Annotated in this window: 16 protein-coding genes and 1 other RNA gene; 8 read left to right on the forward strand and 9 right to left on the reverse strand. The window is 73.4% G+C overall.

Translation table 11 applies throughout. The annotated features are described in order from the left end of the window. Window position 1: 1 nt before the first annotated feature. From ACIRJR_RS12755 to ACIRJR_RS12770, 4 genes are all read right to left on the reverse strand, one after another. Window positions 2-589 (reverse strand): class I SAM-dependent methyltransferase, encoded by a 588-nt coding sequence (locus ACIRJR_RS12755; protein ID WP_403778722.1) that lies wholly within the window; start codon window positions 587-589, stop codon window positions 2-4. A 193-nt stretch (window positions 590-782) separates the two neighbouring features. Beyond that, window positions 783-2,090 carry a M20/M25/M40 family metallo-hydrolase gene (locus ACIRJR_RS12760; RefSeq protein WP_403778123.1) on the reverse strand — a complete coding sequence of 436 codons (1,308 nt, stop codon included), beginning with the start codon at window positions 2,088-2,090 and terminating at the stop codon, window positions 783-785. Next, complete coding sequence (locus ACIRJR_RS12765; protein WP_403778126.1) at window positions 2,087-3,478, reverse strand: cytosine permease; 1,392 nt, start codon at window positions 3,476-3,478, stop codon at window positions 2,087-2,089. Before ACIRJR_RS12765 ends, ACIRJR_RS12760 begins: the two co-directional genes overlap by 4 nt. Then, entirely contained in the window at window positions 3,478-4,431 is a 954-nt protein-coding gene (locus ACIRJR_RS12770) for a DUF1177 domain-containing protein (RefSeq protein WP_403778129.1), read from the reverse strand. The genes ACIRJR_RS12765 and ACIRJR_RS12770 overlap by 1 nt, the downstream gene beginning before the upstream one ends. Window positions 4,432-4,578: 147 nt before the next feature. Here ACIRJR_RS12770 and ACIRJR_RS12775 point away from each other — a divergent pair, with 147 nt between their 5' ends. Then, window positions 4,579-5,415, forward strand: a complete 837-nt coding sequence (locus ACIRJR_RS12775) for an IclR family transcriptional regulator (protein WP_403778132.1) — start codon at window positions 4,579-4,581, stop codon at window positions 5,413-5,415. A gap of 8 nt (window positions 5,416-5,423) precedes the next feature. Further along, window positions 5,424-6,152 carry a dipeptidase PepE gene (pepE, locus tag ACIRJR_RS12780; RefSeq protein ID WP_403778135.1) on the forward strand — a complete coding sequence of 243 codons (729 nt, stop codon included), beginning with the start codon at window positions 5,424-5,426 and terminating at the stop codon, window positions 6,150-6,152. Here pepE and ACIRJR_RS12785 read toward each other — a convergent pair. Then, on the reverse strand, window positions 6,118-7,650 hold the full coding sequence (locus ACIRJR_RS12785; RefSeq protein ID WP_403778138.1) for an MFS transporter: 1,533 nt from the start codon (window positions 7,648-7,650) through the stop codon (window positions 6,118-6,120). The genes pepE and ACIRJR_RS12785 overlap by 35 nt on opposite strands. Window positions 7,651-7,891: 241 nt before the next feature. Between ACIRJR_RS12785 and ACIRJR_RS12790 the strand changes: the two genes are divergently transcribed. Beyond that, the gene (locus tag ACIRJR_RS12790; protein WP_403778141.1) at window positions 7,892-9,397 is read left to right on the forward strand and encodes an MFS transporter; all 1,506 of its coding nucleotides are present in this window, start codon (window positions 7,892-7,894) and stop codon (window positions 9,395-9,397) included. A 30-nt stretch (window positions 9,398-9,427) separates the two neighbouring features. On the opposite strand, the gene ACIRJR_RS12795 is transcribed toward ACIRJR_RS12790, so the two are convergent. Continuing rightward, window positions 9,428-10,060, reverse strand: coding sequence for a response regulator (locus ACIRJR_RS12795; protein WP_403778725.1), 633 nt, complete (start codon window positions 10,058-10,060; stop codon window positions 9,428-9,430). 580 nt (window positions 10,061-10,640) lie between these two features. Further along, window positions 10,641-12,254 (reverse strand): hypothetical protein, encoded by a 1,614-nt coding sequence (locus tag ACIRJR_RS12800; protein WP_403778144.1) that lies wholly within the window; start codon window positions 12,252-12,254, stop codon window positions 10,641-10,643. A gap of 336 nt (window positions 12,255-12,590) precedes the next feature. Between ACIRJR_RS12800 and ACIRJR_RS12805 the strand changes: the two genes are divergently transcribed. From ACIRJR_RS12805 to ACIRJR_RS12815, 3 genes are read left to right on the forward strand one after another with little or no spacing between them, the layout of a single operon-like run. After that, window positions 12,591-13,427 (forward strand): Nif3-like dinuclear metal center hexameric protein, encoded by an 837-nt coding sequence (locus ACIRJR_RS12805; RefSeq protein WP_403778147.1) that lies wholly within the window; start codon window positions 12,591-12,593, stop codon window positions 13,425-13,427. Continuing rightward, complete coding sequence (locus ACIRJR_RS12810) at window positions 13,424-14,167, forward strand: zinc ribbon domain-containing protein (RefSeq protein ID WP_403778728.1); 744 nt, start codon at window positions 13,424-13,426, stop codon at window positions 14,165-14,167. The genes ACIRJR_RS12805 and ACIRJR_RS12810 overlap by 4 nt, the downstream gene beginning before the upstream one ends. Beyond that, window positions 14,167-15,429 carry a bifunctional RNase H/acid phosphatase gene (locus ACIRJR_RS12815; protein ID WP_403778150.1) on the forward strand — a complete coding sequence of 421 codons (1,263 nt, stop codon included), beginning with the start codon at window positions 14,167-14,169 and terminating at the stop codon, window positions 15,427-15,429. Before ACIRJR_RS12810 ends, ACIRJR_RS12815 begins: the two co-directional genes overlap by 1 nt. 69 nt (window positions 15,430-15,498) lie before the next feature. On the opposite strand, the gene eda is transcribed toward ACIRJR_RS12815, so the two are convergent. Both eda and yaaA read right to left on the reverse strand, forming a co-directional pair. Next, a complete protein-coding gene (gene eda, locus ACIRJR_RS12820) occupies window positions 15,499-16,146 on the reverse strand; it encodes a bifunctional 4-hydroxy-2-oxoglutarate aldolase/2-dehydro-3-deoxy-phosphogluconate aldolase (RefSeq protein ID WP_403778153.1) in 648 nt (215 codons plus the stop codon). 70 nt (window positions 16,147-16,216) lie between these two features. Continuing rightward, entirely contained in the window at window positions 16,217-17,017 is an 801-nt protein-coding gene (gene yaaA / locus ACIRJR_RS12825) for a peroxide stress protein YaaA (RefSeq protein ID WP_403778156.1), read from the reverse strand. A 403-nt stretch (window positions 17,018-17,420) separates the two neighbouring features. Here yaaA and ACIRJR_RS12830 point away from each other — a divergent pair, with 403 nt between their 5' ends. Next, window positions 17,421-17,942, forward strand: a complete 522-nt coding sequence (locus ACIRJR_RS12830) for a TetR/AcrR family transcriptional regulator (protein WP_403778159.1) — start codon at window positions 17,421-17,423, stop codon at window positions 17,940-17,942. 82 nt (window positions 17,943-18,024) lie between these two features. After that, window positions 18,025-18,424: RNase P RNA component class A (gene rnpB, locus ACIRJR_RS12835), an RNA gene on the forward strand. The last annotated feature ends 15 nt before the right edge of the window (window positions 18,425-18,439 follow it).

Below are 18,439 nucleotides of genomic sequence, written 5' to 3' on the forward strand. Positions count from 1 at the left end.
CTCAGATCCCCGTCCCGGTACGCCGCAGCACGCGCAGCGAGTCCGTCACCGAGATCTCGGTGAACGCCCCCGACCTCAGGGCCCGCTGGTGGACGCGGTACGGGGCCTGGCCGCCGTCGGCCGGGTCGGGGAACACGTCGTGGATCACGAGGAGACCGCCGTCGGCGACCTTCGGCGCCCATCCCTCGTAGTCGCCGTTCGCGTGCTCGTCGGTGTGCCCGCCGTCGATGAACACGAAGCCGAGCCGGCCGCCCCACACGGACGCGACCTGGGGGGAGCGCCCGACGAGCGCCACCACGTGCTCCTCCAGACCCGCCTTGTGCAGGGTGCGCCGGAAGGCCGGGAGCGTGTCCATCAGGCCGGTCTCCGGGTCCACGACCGAGGGGTCGTGGTACTCCCAGCCCGGCTGCTGCTCCTCGCTGCCCCGGTGGTGGTCGACGGTGAGGGCCGTGACCCCCGCGTCGCGGGCGGCGGCGGCCAGCAGGATCGTGGAGCGCCCGCAGTAGGTGCCGACCTCCAGGAGGGGCAGTCCCAGCGCGGCGGCCTCGGTCGCGGCGGCGTGCAGCGCGAGCCCTTCACGGAGCGGCATGAAGCCCTTGGCGGCCTGGAACGCGGCGAGAATCTCCGGCTTGGGCTCGGCGGCCACGGGTTCCTCCTGGTGGGGCGGTGTGTCGGACGGCGTCCCATCGTGCCGTACGCCCCTGCCACGGGGAGCGGCGGGGGCGTACGGAGGGGTGGGCCCGGGTCGGGGCGAGGCCCCTGACAGGGCTGCCGTGGTCAGGTCAGCAGCTCTGCCAGAGTCGTGTCATGACGCGGACGCCGAAGCGCAGGCCCTCCAGCGGGACGCGTTCGTCCACGCCGTGGAAGAGCCTGCCGTAGTCCAGGTCGTGCGGGAGCTTGAGCCCCTTGAAGCCGAAGCAGCGGATGCCCAGGTGGGTGAAGGCCTTGGCGTCGGTGCCGCCGGGGTTGCAGTACGGGACGGGATGGCCGTCCGGGTCCTCGGCGCGCACGGCGTCGCACATCGCGTCGACCAGGGGTCCGTCGAACGACGTCTCCATCGCGATGTCGTGGTTGACCCACTCGCGGCTGACGGAGGGCAGCAGCAGCCGGTCGACGGTGTCGATCAGCTCCTGCTCGTGGCCGGGCAGGAAGCGGCCGTCGACCCGTGCGGTGGCCTTTCCCGGGATCACGTTGGTCTGGTAACCCGCCGAGAACATGGTGGGGTTGGCCGAGTTGCGCAGGACCACCTGCATGAAGTCCGCGACCGGTCCCAGCCGGGAGAGGGTGCCCTCGATGTCGTCCTCGTCGAACTCGACGCCGTACAGGCGCGCGGCCTCCTGGAGCAGGGCGCGGACCGGTTCGATCAGACGGATCGGGAAGGTCTCGCGCCCGATGCGGGTGAGGGACTCGGCGAGGTCGGTGACCGCGTTCTCGTCGTTGGGGGACGAGCCGTGGCCGGCCCGTCCGGTGGCGGTGAGCTCCATCCAGGCCATGCCGCGCTGGGCGTTCTCGATCGGGTAGAGGCGGCGCGTCTCGTCGATCGCGAAGGAGAAGCCGCCGCCCTCGCCGATCGCCTCGGTGACTCCGGCGAACAGTTCGGGGCGGTGCTCGACCAGCCAGTGCGCGCCGAACCTTCCGCCGGCCTCCTCGTCCGCGAGGAAGGCGAGGACCAGGTCCCGGGCCGGCCGGGTGCCGGTCCGGGCGAAGTGCCGGGCGGTGGCCAGCATGACCGCGACCGTGTCCTTCATGTCGATCGCGCCGCGCCCCCAGAGGTAGCCGTCGCGGATCTCGCCGGAGAACGGCGGTACCTGCCAGTCGGAGGCGTCGGCGGGTACGACGTCGAGGTGGCCGTGGACCAGCAGGGCGCCCCGGTCCGGGGCGGAACCCGCGATGCGCGCGATGACGTTGGCCCGGCCGGGGGCGGACTCCACCAGCACGGAGTCGATGCCGGCCTCGGCGAGCCGGGCGACCACCCAGTCCGCCGCGGCGCGCTCGTCGCTGGTGGGGTTGGAAGTGTCGAAGCGGATCAGTTCGGCACAGAGGCCGACGACCTCTTCCTGGGCCTGCTCGGAGGCGGGGACGATGCTCATGCTGCTCCTGCCGGGGTCGTGACCTGGGCGGCGGGAGCGGGGGTGTGCGCGTCGTCGTCCAGGGCGGAGGTGCCGTACGGCCGGACCCAGCCCAGCAGGCCGAGCACGCAGTACAGGAGGAAGGCGGTGGCGAGGGAGTTGAGTGCCGGGATGCCGCCGTCGTAGAACTTGCCGACGCAGAAGGCGGCCAGCCAGATGACCAGGGACATCGGCACCCAGGTGGGCGAGGTCGCCGGCAGCGTCTGCGCCTCGCGGGTCTCGTCCAGGGGCCCGCGCATGCGCTTCACGACCCAGTACTCCGCGACGATGATGCCGCCGATGGGCGGGATCATCACACCCAGCAGGGAGAGGAACTCCGTGAAGTGGGTCATGATGCCGACCGCGGAGAGGAGCGTGCCGGCGACGCCGAGGGCGACCGTGACCACCCCGCGGTGCAGCCGCTTGCCGAAGACGACCTGGAAGAAGTTGACGACGCCGAGCGAGGAGCCGTACAGGTTCCAGTCGTTGATCTTGGCGGTGGACATCAGGACCACGATCACGCCGAACGCGCCCGAGGTGGAGAGCACGATGTGCGAGACCTCGCTGGACTTCACCAGATGGCCGAGGAGCACGCCGACCATGCCGACGATGTACTCGGAGAGGATCATCGAGGACGCGCTCTGCACGAAGACGTGCGAGCTCTTCCGGTTGTAGCGCGTCATCTCCGGGGAGACGATCGCGCCCGTCATGTAGCCGCCCGCGATCGCGGTGGCGGCCACCGCCAGCGGGATGGTCTCACCGGGTGGCGGCGAGCTCATCAGGTCGCTGAGCGAGTGGTCGTTCAGCGTGGTGATCACCGACCAGGCGACCATGGCGAAGAAGAGCGGGGTGACGATCTTCGCGAAGAGCGCCATGTACCGGAAGCCGAAGATCACCAGGGCGGTGATGGCGATGCCCGCGGCGACGCACCACATCCAGGACGGGCCGCCCACGAGCGCCGAGACGCTGTCGCCGAAGATCGTGTTCTGGACGCCGAACCAGCCGACCAGGCTGACCGCGATCACGAAGCTGACCAGTGCCGAACCGTTGCGGCCGAAGCCCACCCAGCGGGTCAGCATCGGAGTGGCCAGGCCCTCGCGCATCCCCGCCAGACCGATCGCGAAGATCACGATCTCCAGGATCACCGCGCCGAGCGTGAAGGCGAGGAACGCGTCCCCGAAGGTCATTCCGACGCCGATGGTGGCGCCGAGCGTGAACTGCGAGATCGACCCGGACTGGGCCAGCCACTGCAGGAGCATCGACCAGAAGCCGAAGCGCTTGTCGCGCGGCACCCGGGAGAGCGAGTAGTCGTCGCTGCCGATGCTCTTGGCCTCGGGGGCCGTGGCGGCGCCCCGGCTGTCGGATGCCATCAGGACTCCTGGGTGGTGCGGCCGAAGGTCTGCAGGTGAGCCAGCGACCCGTAGCGGTTGACGAGGTTGTCGAACTCCACCGCGTCGTGGAAGTCCAGGGTTCCGGCGCCGAAGGCCTTGGCGACCTCGACGGCGTACCGGGCGGCGGACGCGATGTCGCTCTCGTGACTCGCGCCCGTCTGGCAGCCCGGCACCGCGGAGGCCGAGGTGACCGCGAGACCGACGACCGGGGCGGCGGTCGCGGTGGAGGGCTGCAGGATCGAATTGATGTGGTGTGCACCATTACCGTACGGGGTGATGTCCTGTGTGGTCACCGGGTACGTGACCAACGGCTCACCGGTCACCACCGCGAGCAGTTCGCCGAGCTGCTCGGAGACCCGGAGCACCCAGCCCTCCCTGACGGTGGGCGAGAGGGCCAGACCCTTGTGGTTGATGATCCGGTTGCCCTTGGTGGTGTCGATGGAGAGCACGGCCTCCATCTCGCCCGTGACCTCGTGCCGGTTCATCGTGGCGATGTCCACCGGGGACCCCATGAAGGGGACCGGGTCGTGCGGCTCGGTCGGGGCGCTCGGGCAGACGTGCGTGGCGATGATCACGTCACCGGGCAGCGTGTCCCCCCGGCGGCGCATGTCGAGCAGCTTGGCGGCCGTGGCGAGCGCGGCTGCCGCGCCGTCGGCGTCGGACACCAGGCCGGTCACCTCGGGGCGGGCGCCGACGCCGCCGAGCCGGCCGACCACGCCGAGGGTCCGCGCGCTGCCACCCGACGTGCGTCCCCGGGAGCCCGGGACGAGGACGCGTACGAAGTCGGTCGACCCCCGGTCGCCGGTGACCGTCGTGACCTGGGCGGACGAGCCCTCGGCCCCGGCGACGGAGTCGAGGTGTTCGGCGACCGTCTTCCCGCTGACCTGCGGGTCGTCCAGCAGTTCGACGATGTCCAGTACGTACTTGAGCATGGGGGGCCTTTCTCGGAGCGGGACACCCGCCCGGCGCTCCTGCGGGGAAGCGCGGGGCGGGGTGCTGGAGCAACATTCGGGATCGGCTACCGTGGAACGCAACTGTTTCCCGTTATCTGCAATTCAGGTCTGAATGGTGAGATGCTGATGGCTGAGTTCCCTCTGGACCGCCGCACCCCCACCGGTGCCCTGCAGACCGTCGACCGGGCGCTCCTGGTGCTGCTCGCCTTCGAGCGCACCCGTCCCGACTGGGGCGTCACCGAGGTCGCCGAGGAGTTCGGCTGGGACACCTCCGTCGCCCAGCGCCTGCTGGCCACGCTCGCCGGCCGCGGCTTCCTGGTCTCCGACCCCGTCACCCGCCGCTACCGCATCGGCCCCGCCGTGCTGCGGCTGGGCAGGCTCTGGGAGCGCTCCGGGTCCTTGGAGCTGCTCGCCGCACCGGTGCTGGAGGAACTGCGCAGGACCACCGGCGACACCGTCCTGTTCTGCCTGCCGGACAGCTTCCACATGCGGTGCGTGGCGGCCGAGGAGGGCGAGACCGGACCGCTGCGCTACTACCCGCTGGTCGGAGAGCTCTATCCCGCGCACGCCGGGGCGACCAGCAAGTCGTTCTACGCGTACCTGCCCGACGACCAGCGGCACCGGCTCTTCAGAGGCCGCCCCATGGCGCGCTTCACCGACCGGACCGTCACCGACCCGGACCTGCTGGAGCAGGAGTTCCTGAAGATCCGCGCCCAGGGGTACGCGTGGACCGTCGGCGAGTACGACACCGGCATCGCGACCGTCGCCGTGCCGGTCTTCCTCGGGCGTGAGCCCTACGGCAGTCTCAGCCTCGGCGGCGGCGAGGACCGCTTCCGGGGAGAGCTCGGGGAACGGCTCGACGTGCTGCGCGACGCCGCGCGCCTGCTGGAGCAGCGGCTCACCCACCCGCCCCAGCGGCCGAAGTCCCGTGCGGGACGCCCCCGCACCGCCACCACCTCGTGAGGAACACCGTGAATCTGCTGCTTCTGTCCAACTCCACCCAGTTCGGCCGCGGTTACCTGGAGCACGCCCTGGACACCGTCACCGCTTTCCTCCCGGCGGACGCCCGGCTCGCCTTCGTGCCGTACGCGCTGGCCGACCACGACGCGTACACCGCGCGGGTCCGGGGCGCCCTGGAGCCGGCCGGGATCCGGGTGCGCGGCGTCCACGAGAACGCCGACCCGGTCGCCGAACTCGCCGCCTCGAACGCCGTGTTCATCGGTGGGGGCAACTCCTTCCGGCTGTTGGACGCCCTCTACCGCACCGGCCTGCGCGAGGCGGTGGGCGACGCCGCGCGAAACGGACTGCCGTACATGGGCGCCAGCGCGGGCACCAACATGGCCGCTCCGACCCTCCGGACCTCCAACGACATGCCCATCGTGCAGCCCCCGTCCTTCGACGCGCTGGGCCTCGTCCCGTTCCAGATCAATCCGCACTACCTGGACCCGGACCCGGCCAGCACCCACAAGGGTGAGACCCGTGAGGAGCGGCTCACCGAATTCCTCGAGGAGAACGACGTCCCCGTGCTCGGGCTGCGCGAGGGCTCCTGGCTCCGGGTGCGGGACGGCGGGGCGAGCGTCCAGGGAGCCCGCCCCGCCCGGCTGTTCGGCCGCGGTGTCCCGCCGCGGGAGCTCGCGGCGGGGTCCGACGTGTCGTGGCTGCTCGCTACGGAGCCGGAGTTCGACGCCCGGCGGCGCTGACCGGTACCTCCACCGGGGCGGACCCGGCGGCATCGCGCGCGTCGCCCGCACTGCTGGCCAGCAGTACCGGGCGCGCGGGCCGCTGTGCGGGCAGGAAGGCGGCCAGCACCAGGCCGATCAGCACCGCTCCGGTGGCGATCATGAACGAGGTCCGGAAGCCCTCCATGGTGGGGACGTCCACGGCGCCCGCCCGCACCGAGGTGTTCGCCAGCACCATGCCGATGACCGCGCTCGACAGCGAGGTGCCGATCGACCGCATCAGCGTGTTCAGGCCGTTGGCCGCACCGGTCTCGGAGGCGTCGACCGCCCCGATGATCAGGGCGGGGAGCGAGGAGTACGCGAGCCCGATCCCCGCCCCGAGCACCACCGCGATCACCACGGTCTGCCAGGCGGCGCTCATCAGGCCGAGGCCCGCGCCGTACCCGACGGCGATGATCGACATGCCGAGCATCAGGGAGACCTTGGGGCCGCGGCGGGCGGAGATCCTCGCGTACAGCGGGGCCACGAACATCATGGTCAGGCCCAGCGGCGCCACGCAGAGCCCCGCCACCACCATCGACTGCCCCAGGCCGTAACCCGTCGCGGCGGGCAGCTGGAGCAGCTGCGGCAGGACCAGCGAGACGGCGTAGAAGGCGACCCCGACCATGATCGAGACGAGGTTGGTGAGCAGCACCTCACGCCGGGCGCTGGTGCGCAGGTCGACCAGCGGCGCCGGGGAACGCAGCTCGAACAGGCCCCACAGCACCAGGACCACCAGGGAAGCGGCGATCAGACCGAGCGTCAGGGGAGAGGTCCAGCCCCAGTCGCCGCCCTTGGTGACGGGCAGCAGCAGGCAGACCAGCCCGAGGGAGAGCCCCAGCGCCCCGACGAGGTCGAAACGCCCCGGAGCGCGCAGCGGGGGCTCCGGCACGACGAGGACGGTCAGTGTCATGGCCAGCACGCCCAGCGCGGCCGAACCGAGGAAGAGCGCGTGCCAGTCGGCGTGCTGCGCGACGAGCGCGGCGGCGGGCAGCGCCAGTCCGCCGCCCACGCCTATGGACGAGCTCATCAGGGCCATCGCCGAGCCGAGCTTCTCGCGCGGCAGCACGTCACGCATGATCCCGATGCCCAGCGGGATCGCGCCCATGGCGAAGCCCTGGAGCGCCCGGCCGGCGATCATCACCACGAGGTCGTCGGTGGAGGCGCAGACCAGAGAGCCCACCACCATCACGGCGAGGCTGGCCAGCAGCATCCGCCGCTTGCCGTACAGATCGCCCAGCCGCCCCATGATCGGGGTCGCCACGGCCCCGGCGAGCAGGGTCGCCGTCATCACCCAGGTCGCGTTCGCGGGGTCGGTGCCGAGCAGCGTCGGCAGGTCCTTGATGACGGGGACGAGCAGGGTCTGCATCACCGCGACGGTGATCCCCGCGAAGGCGAGTACGGGAACGACGCCACCTCCCCGGCCCCCGCGGGGGCCGGGGAGCTTCCCGGCTCGCTGTTCGTTCGTCGTCCGTCGCATACGTGTGGCCTCCGGGCAGGGGAAAGTTCGCGAAGTGTGGGGTGGAGCGTGCGGCAGCACGCCGGCGGGCAGCGCCGACCGCCAAGTGTGTGCATGCTGAACGCTTCCGTACGCCCGCGATATTCCGGTGAACGCGGCGTAACAACGGGGAAGTCGGCGGAGGACCTACGCCATGGGGTGCGGAGCCGGCAGGACCGGAAACCGATGTACGGGGCACGGGTGGGCTGCGAGGATGACGCCCATGGTTGACGCCTCCCCGCCCGGACAGCTCCCCGTCCGGCCCCGGACCCGCACCTGGGCCGTGGTCGCCGCCGCCTGCACCGGCCAGTTCCTGGTCGTCCTCGACGTGTCCGTCGTCAATGTGGCGCTGCCGTCCATGCGCACCGACCTGGGGCTGAGCGCCCCCGGACTGCAGTGGGTCGTCAACGCCTACTCGATCACCTTCGCCGGTTTCATGCTGCTCGGCGGGCGGGCCGCGGACATATACGGCCGCAAGCGCATGTTCCTGACGGGTCTGGGCCTCTTCACCGCCGCCTCGCTGGCCGGCGGCTTCGCCCAGGAGGGGTGGCAGCTCCTCGCCGCCCGCGCCGGGCAGGGGCTCGGCGCCGCCGTGCTCTCCCCGGCGACGCTCACCATCCTCACCGCCGCCGTCCCCGAGGGAGCCGCGCGGACCAGGGCGATCGGCACCTGGATGGCGGTCGGCGCGGGCGGCGGCGCGGCCGGCGGTCTCGTCGGCGGAGTGCTCACCGACACCCTCTCCTGGCGGTGGGTCCTGCTCGTCAACGTGCCGGTCGGCGTCCTCGTCCTCGCCGGCGCCGCGGCGTGGCTGGCCGAGGGCCGGGCGGGCGACCGGCGCCGCGTGGACCTGCTGGGCGCGGTGCTCGTCACGGCGGGCCTGGCGACGACGGCGTACGGAATCGTCCAGACCGAGGCCTCCGGCTGGACCGCCGCCGCGACCCTGGTGCCCCTGCTGGGCGGTCCGGCCCTGCTCGGCGTCTTCGTCCTGGTGGAATCCCGGGCGGCCGCACCGCTGATGCCGCTGCGGGTGCTCGGCGTGCGCGCCGTCTCGGCGGCGAACGTGTCGATGCTGCTGCTCGGTTCGGCGACCTTCTGCATGTGGTACTTCATGACCGTCTACGCCCAGAACGTGCTGGGCTACACGCCGCTGGAGGCCGGGTTCGCGCTCGTACCGAGCTCCGCCGCCGTGTTCGTCGGAGCGAAGGCCGCGCCCTCCATCATGGCGCGCACCGGCGCCAAGCCCCTCGCGGTCGCCGGTGCCCTGGTCGCCGCCGCGGGCTTCGGCTGGCAGTCCACCATGGGCGCCCACGGCTCCTACCTGACCTCCGTCTGCCTCCCCGGCGTCCTGATGATGGCCGGGGCCGGACTGGCCTCCACCCCGCTGGCCACGCTCGCCACCTCCGGTGCGGCGCCCGGCGACGCCGGACTCGTCTCCGGACTGGTCAACACCTCCCGCACGATGGGCGGCGCGCTGGGCCTCGCCGTGCTCTCCACGGTCGCCGCGGCCCGCACCGCGGGCTCCACGGGGGCCGCGGAGATCACGGCCGGATACGCCCTCGCCTTCCGCACGTCCGCCGTGGTGCTGGTGGCCGGAGCGCTGATGATGCTGTTCTGGCTGCCGGGCAGCCGTGCCAAGGGCACGGGCGGACGCCCCGCCGCCCGCGCGGGGGGCCGGGCCGGACGGTCCGCCGGTGAGCCCGCGCCGGCGCTGCACTCACCGGAGGCCTGAGCGGTCGGCTCCCTCGGCGGCGGGAGGACCTCAGAGCCAGCCCTGCTGACGGGCCGCGCGCATCGCCTCCATGCGGTTGCGGGTGCCCGTCCTGCCGATCGCCGAGGAGAGGCAGTCGCGGACCGTGGACTCCGGCAGGCCCAGCTTCGCGGCGACGTCGGCGACGGTCGCCCCGTGCGCGGAGGCGTTCAGCGCGTCCCGCTCCCGGGGGGTCAGCGGGCTGGGGCCCGCGCCCAGCGCGACGGCGGCGAGCGCCGGGTCGATCACGGTCTCGCCGCCCAGCACCTGCCGGATCGCCTTCGCCAGCTCCCCGACCGGACCGTCCTTCACCAGGAAGCCCGAGGCCCCGGCCTCCATGGCACGGCGCAGATAGCCCGGCCTGCCCGAGGTCGTCAGGATCAGCACCCGGCAGTCCGGCACCTCCCTGCGCAGATCGGCCGCCACGTCCAGGCCGCTGCGGTCCGGGAGTTCGATGTCCAGCAGAGCCACGTCCGGGCCGGCGAGGAGCGCCTCGTCCACGACCCCCTCGCCGGCGGCCACCTGGGCGACCACCTCGAAGTCGGGCTCCATGCCGAGCAGCAGGGCGAGCGCGCCGTGCGCCGTGCCCTGGTCCTCGGCGAGCAGGATGCGTACCGAAGCCGTGGGGCGATGATCCTGCGGCATCTCGTTCACCGGCTCAGCGTAGGTCGCCAGGGGCCGTCGCGAAGGGCCCGACGCCGCGGTCTCACCCGGTCGCGCCCACGTCAGCCGCGGTCTCGCGCCGGGGGAGCGCCCCACGCCTCGGCCGGCGGCCGCGCCGCCACGAAGAGGCCGCCGTCCGCCCCGCGACGAAGAGGCCGCCGTCCGCCCCGGGGCCGAGTCCGGGGAAGCCGTCCGACGCATCGCCCGGGGTGCCGCACGCGGAGGGCCGCCGCAGCCCGTGGCTGCGACGGCCCTCGTGTTCGTGCGGAGCGGTTCAGGCCGCCGCGCTGCCACCCCCTTCGGAGGGGCGCCGGTGACGGCCGTGCGGCTGCGCGGCCGCGCTCTCCGTGGATGCGCCTCCTCGGTGCTTTCCGTAGCCGCCGGCTTCGGCCCGTTCCGTGTCCGCCTGGGGCGGGCGCGTCTGGGTCGTGTCGGTTCGGGCTTCAGACATGTGGGAAGTCTCCCCGTTGCAATCGCTTACGTGTGTGTCGCAGCCCCGCCGCCCTCCGGCGCGGTCACCGTCGGCTTCCGCGCGGAACGGCTGCGTAGCCCTGGCCCGAGTTTATCCAGGTGCCGGGCGCCCGGTGAGGGGCGCCTGCCCCAGTGGGACGGGTCTGCACACGGCAGGAGCCGGGGCGGCCCCGGAGGCGTCCGTTCCGTTCGCGACGGCCGGGTGCGGCTCGTCGGCGGGAGTCTCGAGCAACGCCACGGCACAGGGAGCGCCCTCCTGCGCGTACGGCAGGTGCAGCACTCCGTCCCGGCTCCAGAACCCGGCTCCGGCCGCCCAGCCGTCGGGCGCCGCGAACTGGTGCAGCCGGCGCCCCGCCGGACGCCACAGCCCCACCCAGCTGCCCGCCGCACCGTCGATCCGCAGGGCCACAGCACAGCTCTCCGGCATCAGCATCTGGCCCGGCTGCACGGCGAACGGCGTCAACGTCTCGTCCGGTGCGCGCAGGCACTCCGGGAACCGCACCGGGAGGCAGCTGCCGAGCACGCCCCAGCCGAGCCGGTCCTGGCCGGGCGCGTCCGAGCGGACCAGCAGCAGGCCGCTGTCGGCGTCGGCCAGCAGCAGGCGGTCGTTGCTCTCCGGCGAGATCTGCAGCAGAGGTGTCACCTCGCCGCCGCGTCCCAGGTCCACGACGACCGCCTTCACGGGGCCGCCGCCCGGCATCTGCCGGTCCACGGCGAGCAGCCGGCCCTCGCGGTCCAGCCAGGCGCCCCCCGAGCAGCGGCCGGGAACATCGGCGACGTGTTCGGGGCCGAACGCGCCGCCCGCCACCAGCCAGACGCCGGTGGAGCGGGCCCCGGGGAGCAGGGCGTAGGCGCTCATGCCGTCCGGGGACGGGGGCAGGAGGGTGAGCTCCGCGCAGTCGAGGGAGCCGAGCGGGAGTTCGCCCGTGCCGGGTCCGGTCGGATAGAGCAGCGAGAAGGTGTGCCGGCCGGCCGTCACCGCCCGCCGGATCAGGACCCGCCCGTCCGAGAGAGGCAGTACGTCGGAGCCGGCCTCCTCCGGCTGGTCGAGGGGGAGGAGCACGGTGTAGGGCTCGGGGCCGTCCAGCGTCCAGCGCTCGGTGGACCAGGCCGGACCGGCGTCCTCCCCGGTCGCGGTGAGCCGTGCCGCGTACGCGTGGCCGGCGGCGATGGTCAGCGGGGGCGGCACGCGACGCGACGGTGCGCCGGAGCCGGCCGCCCCTTCCGCCGGGAGGGCGTCGTCCGGCTGCGAGCCGGACACGGGCGGTGCGGGCGGCTCCGACGGGACGGCCGGGGCGGGGGGTGAGGACGGGCGCGGAGGGACGGAGGGGAGGGGAGGCACAGCTCCTCGGGCCCAGTCGTGCGAGCCGGACCCGTCGTACGGGCCGGGCGCGGCGTGCGAGCCGGACCCGTCGTACGAGTCGTACGGGCCGGGCGCGGCGGTCCCTTCGGGCGCGGGTCGTCCACCGGGATCGCCGGCGCCGTCCGGCGCCTCCGCGCCGTGCGCAGGTTCCGCCGCCGGACCGGCGCCCAGGTCGGACGCCCCGGCTCTGACCGGATCCGCCCCCTCGTCCGACGCACGCGCGGTGCGGGGTTTCCCGGGCTCGGCCGTCCCGTCCGGATCCGAAGGATCGGGCACGGGTTCGGGCGTCGCCGCGGCCCTCGCGACTCCGGGGGTCTTGTCCTCGATGGCACAGGCGGTCATGGTCCGGTCACCTCCGGCAACCGAAGCTAGGTATCGGACACGCCACCGGACAACACGAGCCACGGCACTTCACACATAAGGGTGCCGATGTCCTGATTCGCCTGCGGAGGCAGGGAGGACTGTGCTGTCGCCCTTCCCCGGTGTGTCGAGGGGCGGGCCGGCCGCCCCTGCCGGGGAGGCGGGGCGCGGAAGCGGCCTCCGGGGCGTCTCGGCGAGCCGAACCGGACGGCCCCGCACGGGCCTCGTGACGTAACGATTGGCCCCGGCCTCCGTTCCCGCTGTACGGGGTCCGGCGGCCAGGGGCGTAGGGGCCCGGGGGACAGGTAGCCTTTCCCCGTGCCCCGTCTGTCTGAAGTCATCGCCGAGCTCGACGCGCTCTGGCCCCCCGAGCGGGCCGAAGGATGGGACGCCGTCGGCACGGTCTGCGGCGACCCCGGAGCCGAGGTCGACCGGGTCCTCTTCGCCGTCGACCCCGTCCGGCCGGTCGCCGACGAGGCACGGGCCCTCGGCGCCCAGCTGATCGTCACCCACCACCCGCTCTATCTGCGCGGTACGACGACGGTCGCGGCCTCCACCTTCAAGGGCCGGGTCGTGCACGAGCTCATCAAGCACGACATCGCCCTGCACGTCGCGCACACCAACGCCGACACCGCCGACCCCGGCGTCTCCGACGCCCTGGCCGCCACCCTGGACCTGCGGGTCACCGGCCCGCTGGTGCCGGATCCCACCGACGCCGGGGGCAGCCGGGGGCTCGGCCGGATCTGCGAGCTCGACCACCCCGAGTCCCTCCGCGACTTCGCCGCCCGCGCCGCCGCCCGGCTGCCCGCCACCGTGCAGGGCATCCGGCTGGCCGGCGACCCGGACGCGGTCGTGCGCAGGGTCGCGGTGAGCGGCGGCTCCGGCGACGGCCTCTTCGACGCCGTACGCGCCGCCGGTGTGGACGCCTTCCTCACCGCGGACCTGCGCCACCACCCGGCCTCCGAGGCCGTCCAGCACTCGCCGCTCGGCCTCGTCGATGCCGCACACTGGGCCACCGAGTGGCCCTGGTGCGAGCAGGCCGCCGCGCAGCTCGACACGATTTCCGACCGCCACGGATGGGACCTGCGGGTCCATGTCTCGAAGCAGGTCACCGACCCCTGGACCACCCACCACTCTTCTGGAGCCCCCAACTGAACGCCGCGCCCGCCGACCAGATCCGACTCCTCGAAGTCCAGGCACTCGACGTACGTCTGTCGCAGCTCTCCCACAAGCGCACCTCGCTCCCCGAGCACGCCGAGCTCGAAGCGCTGGGCAGCGACCTCGCGCAGCTGCGCGACCTGCTCGTCGCCTCGCAGACCGAGGAGAGCGACACCACCCGCGAGCAGACCAAGGCGGAGCAGGACGTCGACCAGGTGCGCCAGCGCGCCGTCCGCGACCAGCAGCGTCTCGACTCCGGCGCGGTCTCCTCGCCGAAGGACCTGGAGAGCCTGCAGCGCGAGATCGCCTCGCTCGCCAAGCGCCAGGGAGACCTGGAGGACGTCGTCCTCGAGATCATGGAGCGCCGTGAGTCCGCGCAGGAGCGCGTCGCCGAGCTGACCGAGCGCGTCGCCGCCGTACAGGCCAAGGTCGACGACGCGACGGCCCGTCGCGACGCCGCCACCCAGGAGCTCGAGGCCGAGTCCGCCACCGTGGAGAAGGACCGCGAGGTCGTGGCGGGCGCCGTTCCCGCCGATCTGCTCAAGCTGTACGACAAGCTGCGCACCCAGCAGGGCGGGGTCGGCGCGGCCCGGCTCTACCAGCGTCGCTGCGAGGGCTGCCGCCTGGAGCTGAACATCACCGAGGTCAACGACGTGAAGTCCGCGTCCCCCGACACCGTGCTGCGCTGCGAGAACTGCCACCGCATCCTGGTCCGCACCTCGGAGTCGGGCCTGTAATGACCGGTCCCCGCCGCCTGGTCGTCGAGGCCGACGGTGGTTCCCGGGGCAACCCGGGGCCCGCCGGCTACGGCGCGTGCGTCATCGACCCCCTCGACGGGGGGACGCTCGCCGAGGCCGCCGAGTACATCGGGGTCGCGACGAACAACGTCGCGGAGTACAGGGGTCTGATCGCCGGCCTCAAGGCGGTGAAGGAGCTGTTCCCGGACACACCCGTGGAGGTGCGTGTCCGGATGGACTCCAAGCTGGTGGTCGAGCAGATGTCGGGCCGCTGGAAGATCAAGCACCCCGACATGAAGCCCCTCGCCGCTGAGGCCGCGGGGATCCTGCCTGCCTCGGCGGTCACGTACGAGTGGATCCCGCGCGCGCAGAACAAGCACGCCGACCGGCTCGCCAACGAGGCGATGGACGCGGGCAGGCGGGGCGAGCAGTGGGACCCGTCGGCCTCGACGGCCGACACGGACACGACGCGCACCCCGGCCCTCCCGGAGCCGCCTCCGGCCGGCCCGCCCGGCGACGCGGTGGCGGGCGCGGCGAAGGTCCGCGCCGCGATGGCCGCCGCCCGCCCGGCGACGGCCGCCCCGCGGGCGGACCCGGCCGCGGCCCCACAGGTGGGCTGGGGGATCGCGCCCGATCTGGGCGAGCCGGCGACGTTCATCCTGCTCAGGCACGGGGAGACGGCCCTCACCCCCGAGAAGCGCTTCTCGGGGAGCGGCGGAAGCGACCCCGAGCTGTCGGAGACCGGGCGTCACCAGGCCGCCTGCGCGGCGGAGGCGTTCGCCGCGCGGGGCACGGTCCAGGAGATCGTCAGTTCCCCGCTGCGCCGATGCCGTGAGACGGCACAGGCCGTGGCCGACCGGCTCGGCCTGGAGGTCCGCATCGAGGACGGCCTGCGGGAGACGGACTTCGGCGTCTGGGAGGGGCTCACCTTCGCCGAGGTGAGGGAGCGGTACGGCTCCGACCTGACCACGTGGCTGACGTCCCCCGACGCGGCTCCCACGGGCGGTGGTGAGAGCTTCGCCGAGGTGGCCGAGCGGGTCTCGGTGGCCCGCGACCGGCTGATCGCCCGCTGCGCGGGCCGCACGGCGCTCCTGGTCACGCACGTCACCCCGATCAAGACGCTGGTCCGTCTCGCGCTGGGTGCCCCGCCGGAGTCGCTCTTCCGCATGGAGCTCTCGCCCGCCTCCGTGTCGACGGTGGCGTACTACGCGGACGGGAACCCGTCGCTGAGGGTCCTCAACGACACCTCGCACCTGCGGTAGCGCGGCCGGCCCCCGCGCGGCCCACAGGTGCGCGGGGGGCCCGGGGGTGCTTGGGAGTGCCCGCGGGGATCAGCCGCGGCCCAGGGCCGACGCCTCGGCGGCCAGCCGCTCCACCCGCGCCCAGTCCTTGGCCGCCACCGCGTCACCGGGCACCATCCAGCTCCCGCCCACGCAGCCGACGTTGGGCAGGGCCAGGTACGACGGTGCCGAGGCGAGCGAGATGCCGCCCGTCGGGCAGAACCGCGCCTGGGGGAGGGGCGAGGACAGCGCCTTCAGATAGGCGGTGCCGCCCGCGGCCTCGGCCGGGAAGAACTTCATCTCCGTGATCCCGCGCTCCAGCAGCGCGACCACTTCGGAGGTCGTCGAGACACCCGGCAGGAAGGGCACGCCCGAGGCCTTCATCGCCTCCAGGAGGGCGTCCGTCCAGCCGGGGCTGACCAGGAAGCGTGCCCCGGCCGTGACGGTCTCCCTCACGTGTGCCGGAGAGATCACCGTGCCCGCGCCGACCACGGCGTCGGGGACCTCCGAGGCGATCGCGCGGATCGCGTCGAGGGCGGCGGCCGTCCGCAGCGTGACCTCGATCGCGGGCAGCCCGCCCGCGACGAGCGCGCGGGCCAGCGGCACCGCGTCCGCCGCGTCCTCCAGGACGACGACGGGGACGACGGGGGCGAGGTCCAGTACGGAGGAGGACACGGCGGCGGGCGCGGAGGAGGTCATGGTGCCCATCCTGCCGCGTGGACCGCACACTGCGCAACGCGCGTTGCGCATGTTGCAATGTGGGAGTGGTTCAGTGGATCTCGGTGACGACCACGTCGAGGGCCCACGGTCGCCCGGCCCGCCCCGGTGCCTGTGCCTCGACCGTGTGGCCGAGGTCGCGCAGCGCCTCCACCAGCTCCGCCGGGCCCTTCGGGCGGACCCCGGCCAGCAGCAGGTCGCGGACCATCCGGCCCTTCGTCGCCTTGTTGAAGTGGCTGACCACGGACCGCTTCTCCACCCCGTCCACCACCTGGGACTGGAGCACCCGCACGCTCGCCGTACGCTCCGCGACCTCACCCGCGGGCTTCCACGCCCCGGCGTAGGCGGACGAGCGCAGGTCCAGCACGAGCCCCTCCCCGGCCGCCTCGGGCATGACCGACGCCATCGGGGTGCGCCAGTACGCGTTCAGCGCGCCCAGCCCCGGCAGCTTGACCCCCATCGAGCAGCGGTACGACGGGATCCGGTCGCCCACCCGCACCGCGCCCCACAGTCCGGAGAAGACCAGCAGGGACTTCGCCGCCCGCCGCTTGGCCGCCGCGTCCAGCGTGGCCAGGCCGAGTGCGTCGTAGAGCACCCCGGTGTAGATCTCCCCGGCCGGCCGGGTCCCGGCCGTGCGCAGCTCCGCGTTCTTCGCGATCTCGCCGCGCAGTCCCTCGCTCAGGCCGAGCACCCCGCGGGCCTTCTCCTCGTCCGCCAGGCAGAGCTCGACCAGTTCGTCGAGGATCGCGGCCCGCGCGTCGGAGAGACCCGGCAGGGAGAGCGACTCCGGCTTCAGCGGTGCCCCGCGCCCCGAGGCGGCCTTACCTTCGGAGGGCGGCAACAGCACGAGCACGGGGGTTCTCCTTCACACGCGGCACAGGGCTCCGCGCATGCGAGGCCCCCGGGTAAGGGTACGGGCCGGGGGCGCCGGGCCGGGGGCGCGCTTCCGGGGTGCGGGTCCCGGGCGACGACCGGGCCGAGCAGTCGGAGAACCGGGCGATGGGGTCGTCCACGCGGACCCGGCCGCGCCGCTTCTCCTGGGTGCCGCTGTGGTCCCCGCCCCTGGAGTCGCCACCACCTCCTGCGTGCCCTCCCGACCCCTCGTTCCTGTCCGGCCTGCTCGGTACCGCCAGCCGGACCGTCGCGGGAGGCCTGGCCTTCGCATGGTCCCTGACGGCCGTCTTGTCCCCTTCTCGTACGATCGCGTCCTCGGCTACGGACCGCGTAGCGACTCCGTACCAGGGAAGGTCCTATGCGTGACTGACCTCGCCACAGCCTCCGCCCCCGGCCGCCCCCGGCAGATCATCGCCGCCGCGCGCGCCCTGCTGGAGGCCGAAGGCCCCGAAGCGCTCACCATGCGACGGCTCGCCGACCGGGTGGGCGTCAAGGCGCCGTCCCTCTACAAGCACTTCCCGGACAAGTCGTCCGTGGTGGCGGCGCTGGCCGCCGAGATGCTCGGGGAGACGGCCGGGGTCCTGGCGGCAGCCGAGGCGGCGGCACCGGGGTCCTTCTCCGCGCTCGCCACCGCGTATCGCGCCTACGCCCTGGCGCACCCGCATCTGTACCTCCTCACCATGGGACGCACCCTCCCCGACGGGGCGGCCGCGGACGCGGCCGCCGCCCCGCTGGTCCGGGCGGCAGGGGGCGACGAGGACCGGGCCCGGGCGGCCTGGGCCTTCGCCCACGGCATGGTGGTCCTGGAACTCAACGGCCGGTTCCCCCCTGGTGCCGACCTCTCGGCGGCCTGGGAAGCGGGCATCACCGCCTTCACGGCCTGACGGCCTCACCCGCGTGCGGGGCGGCGGGCGGCGGGCGCACGGAACGGCCCGCCCCGACGGGTAGCATGGTCACCACGGCAGACGAGCCGGGCGGACGGCCGCGTGAGGATCCCCGGATCCTCCCGAGGAACGTCCGGGCTCCACAGGGCAGGGTGATGGCTAACGGCCACCCGGGGTGACCCGCGGGACAGTGCCACAGAAAACAGACCGCCGGGGATCTCGATTCCCGGTAAGGGTGAAACGGTGGTGTAAGAGACCACCAGCGCCTGAGGCGACTCAGGCGGCTAGGTAAACCCCACCCGGAGCAAGGTCAAGAGGGAGCACCCCGGTGCTCCTGCGCGAACGTCCGAGGGCTGCCCGCCCGAGTTCGCGGGTAGACCGCACGAGACCGGCAGCAATGCCGGTCCTAGATGGATGGCCGTCTCCCCGGCCGCCGCGAGGCGACCGGGCGACAGAACCCGGCGTACAGCCCGACTCGTCTGCCCCCTCCGGCTCTT

Origin of the sequence: Streptomyces sp. NPDC102402 (assembly GCF_044765765.1) — a bacterium.
Classification (GTDB): Bacteria; Actinomycetota; Actinomycetes; order Streptomycetales; family Streptomycetaceae; genus Streptomyces.

Coding starts and splice junctions, on each gene's coding strand:
- ACIRJR_RS12770 (WP_403778129.1), bottom strand. CDS start 4,431: ATGCTCAAGTACGTACTGGACATCGTCGAACTGCTGGACGACCCGCAG.
- ACIRJR_RS12790 (WP_403778141.1), top strand. CDS start 7,892: ATGGTTGACGCCTCCCCGCCCGGACAGCTCCCCGTCCGGCCCCGGACC.
- eda (WP_403778153.1), bottom strand. CDS start 16,146: ATGACCTCCTCCGCGCCCGCCGCCGTGTCCTCCTCCGTACTGGACCTC.
- ACIRJR_RS12795 (WP_403778725.1), bottom strand. CDS start 10,060: ATGCCGCAGGATCATCGCCCCACGGCTTCGGTACGCATCCTGCTCGCC.
- ACIRJR_RS12755 (WP_403778722.1), bottom strand. CDS start 589: ATGCCGCTCCGTGAAGGGCTCGCGCTGCACGCCGCCGCGACCGAGGCC.
- ACIRJR_RS12765 (WP_403778126.1), bottom strand. CDS start 3,478: ATGGCATCCGACAGCCGGGGCGCCGCCACGGCCCCCGAGGCCAAGAGC.
- ACIRJR_RS12800 (WP_403778144.1), bottom strand. CDS start 12,254: ATGACCGCCTGTGCCATCGAGGACAAGACCCCCGGAGTCGCGAGGGCC.
- ACIRJR_RS12760 (WP_403778123.1), bottom strand. CDS start 2,090: ATGAGCATCGTCCCCGCCTCCGAGCAGGCCCAGGAAGAGGTCGTCGGC.
- ACIRJR_RS12785 (WP_403778138.1), bottom strand. CDS start 7,650: ATGCGACGGACGACGAACGAACAGCGAGCCGGGAAGCTCCCCGGCCCC.
- ACIRJR_RS12775 (WP_403778132.1), top strand. CDS start 4,579: ATGGCTGAGTTCCCTCTGGACCGCCGCACCCCCACCGGTGCCCTGCAG.
- ACIRJR_RS12815 (WP_403778150.1), top strand. CDS start 14,167: ATGACCGGTCCCCGCCGCCTGGTCGTCGAGGCCGACGGTGGTTCCCGG.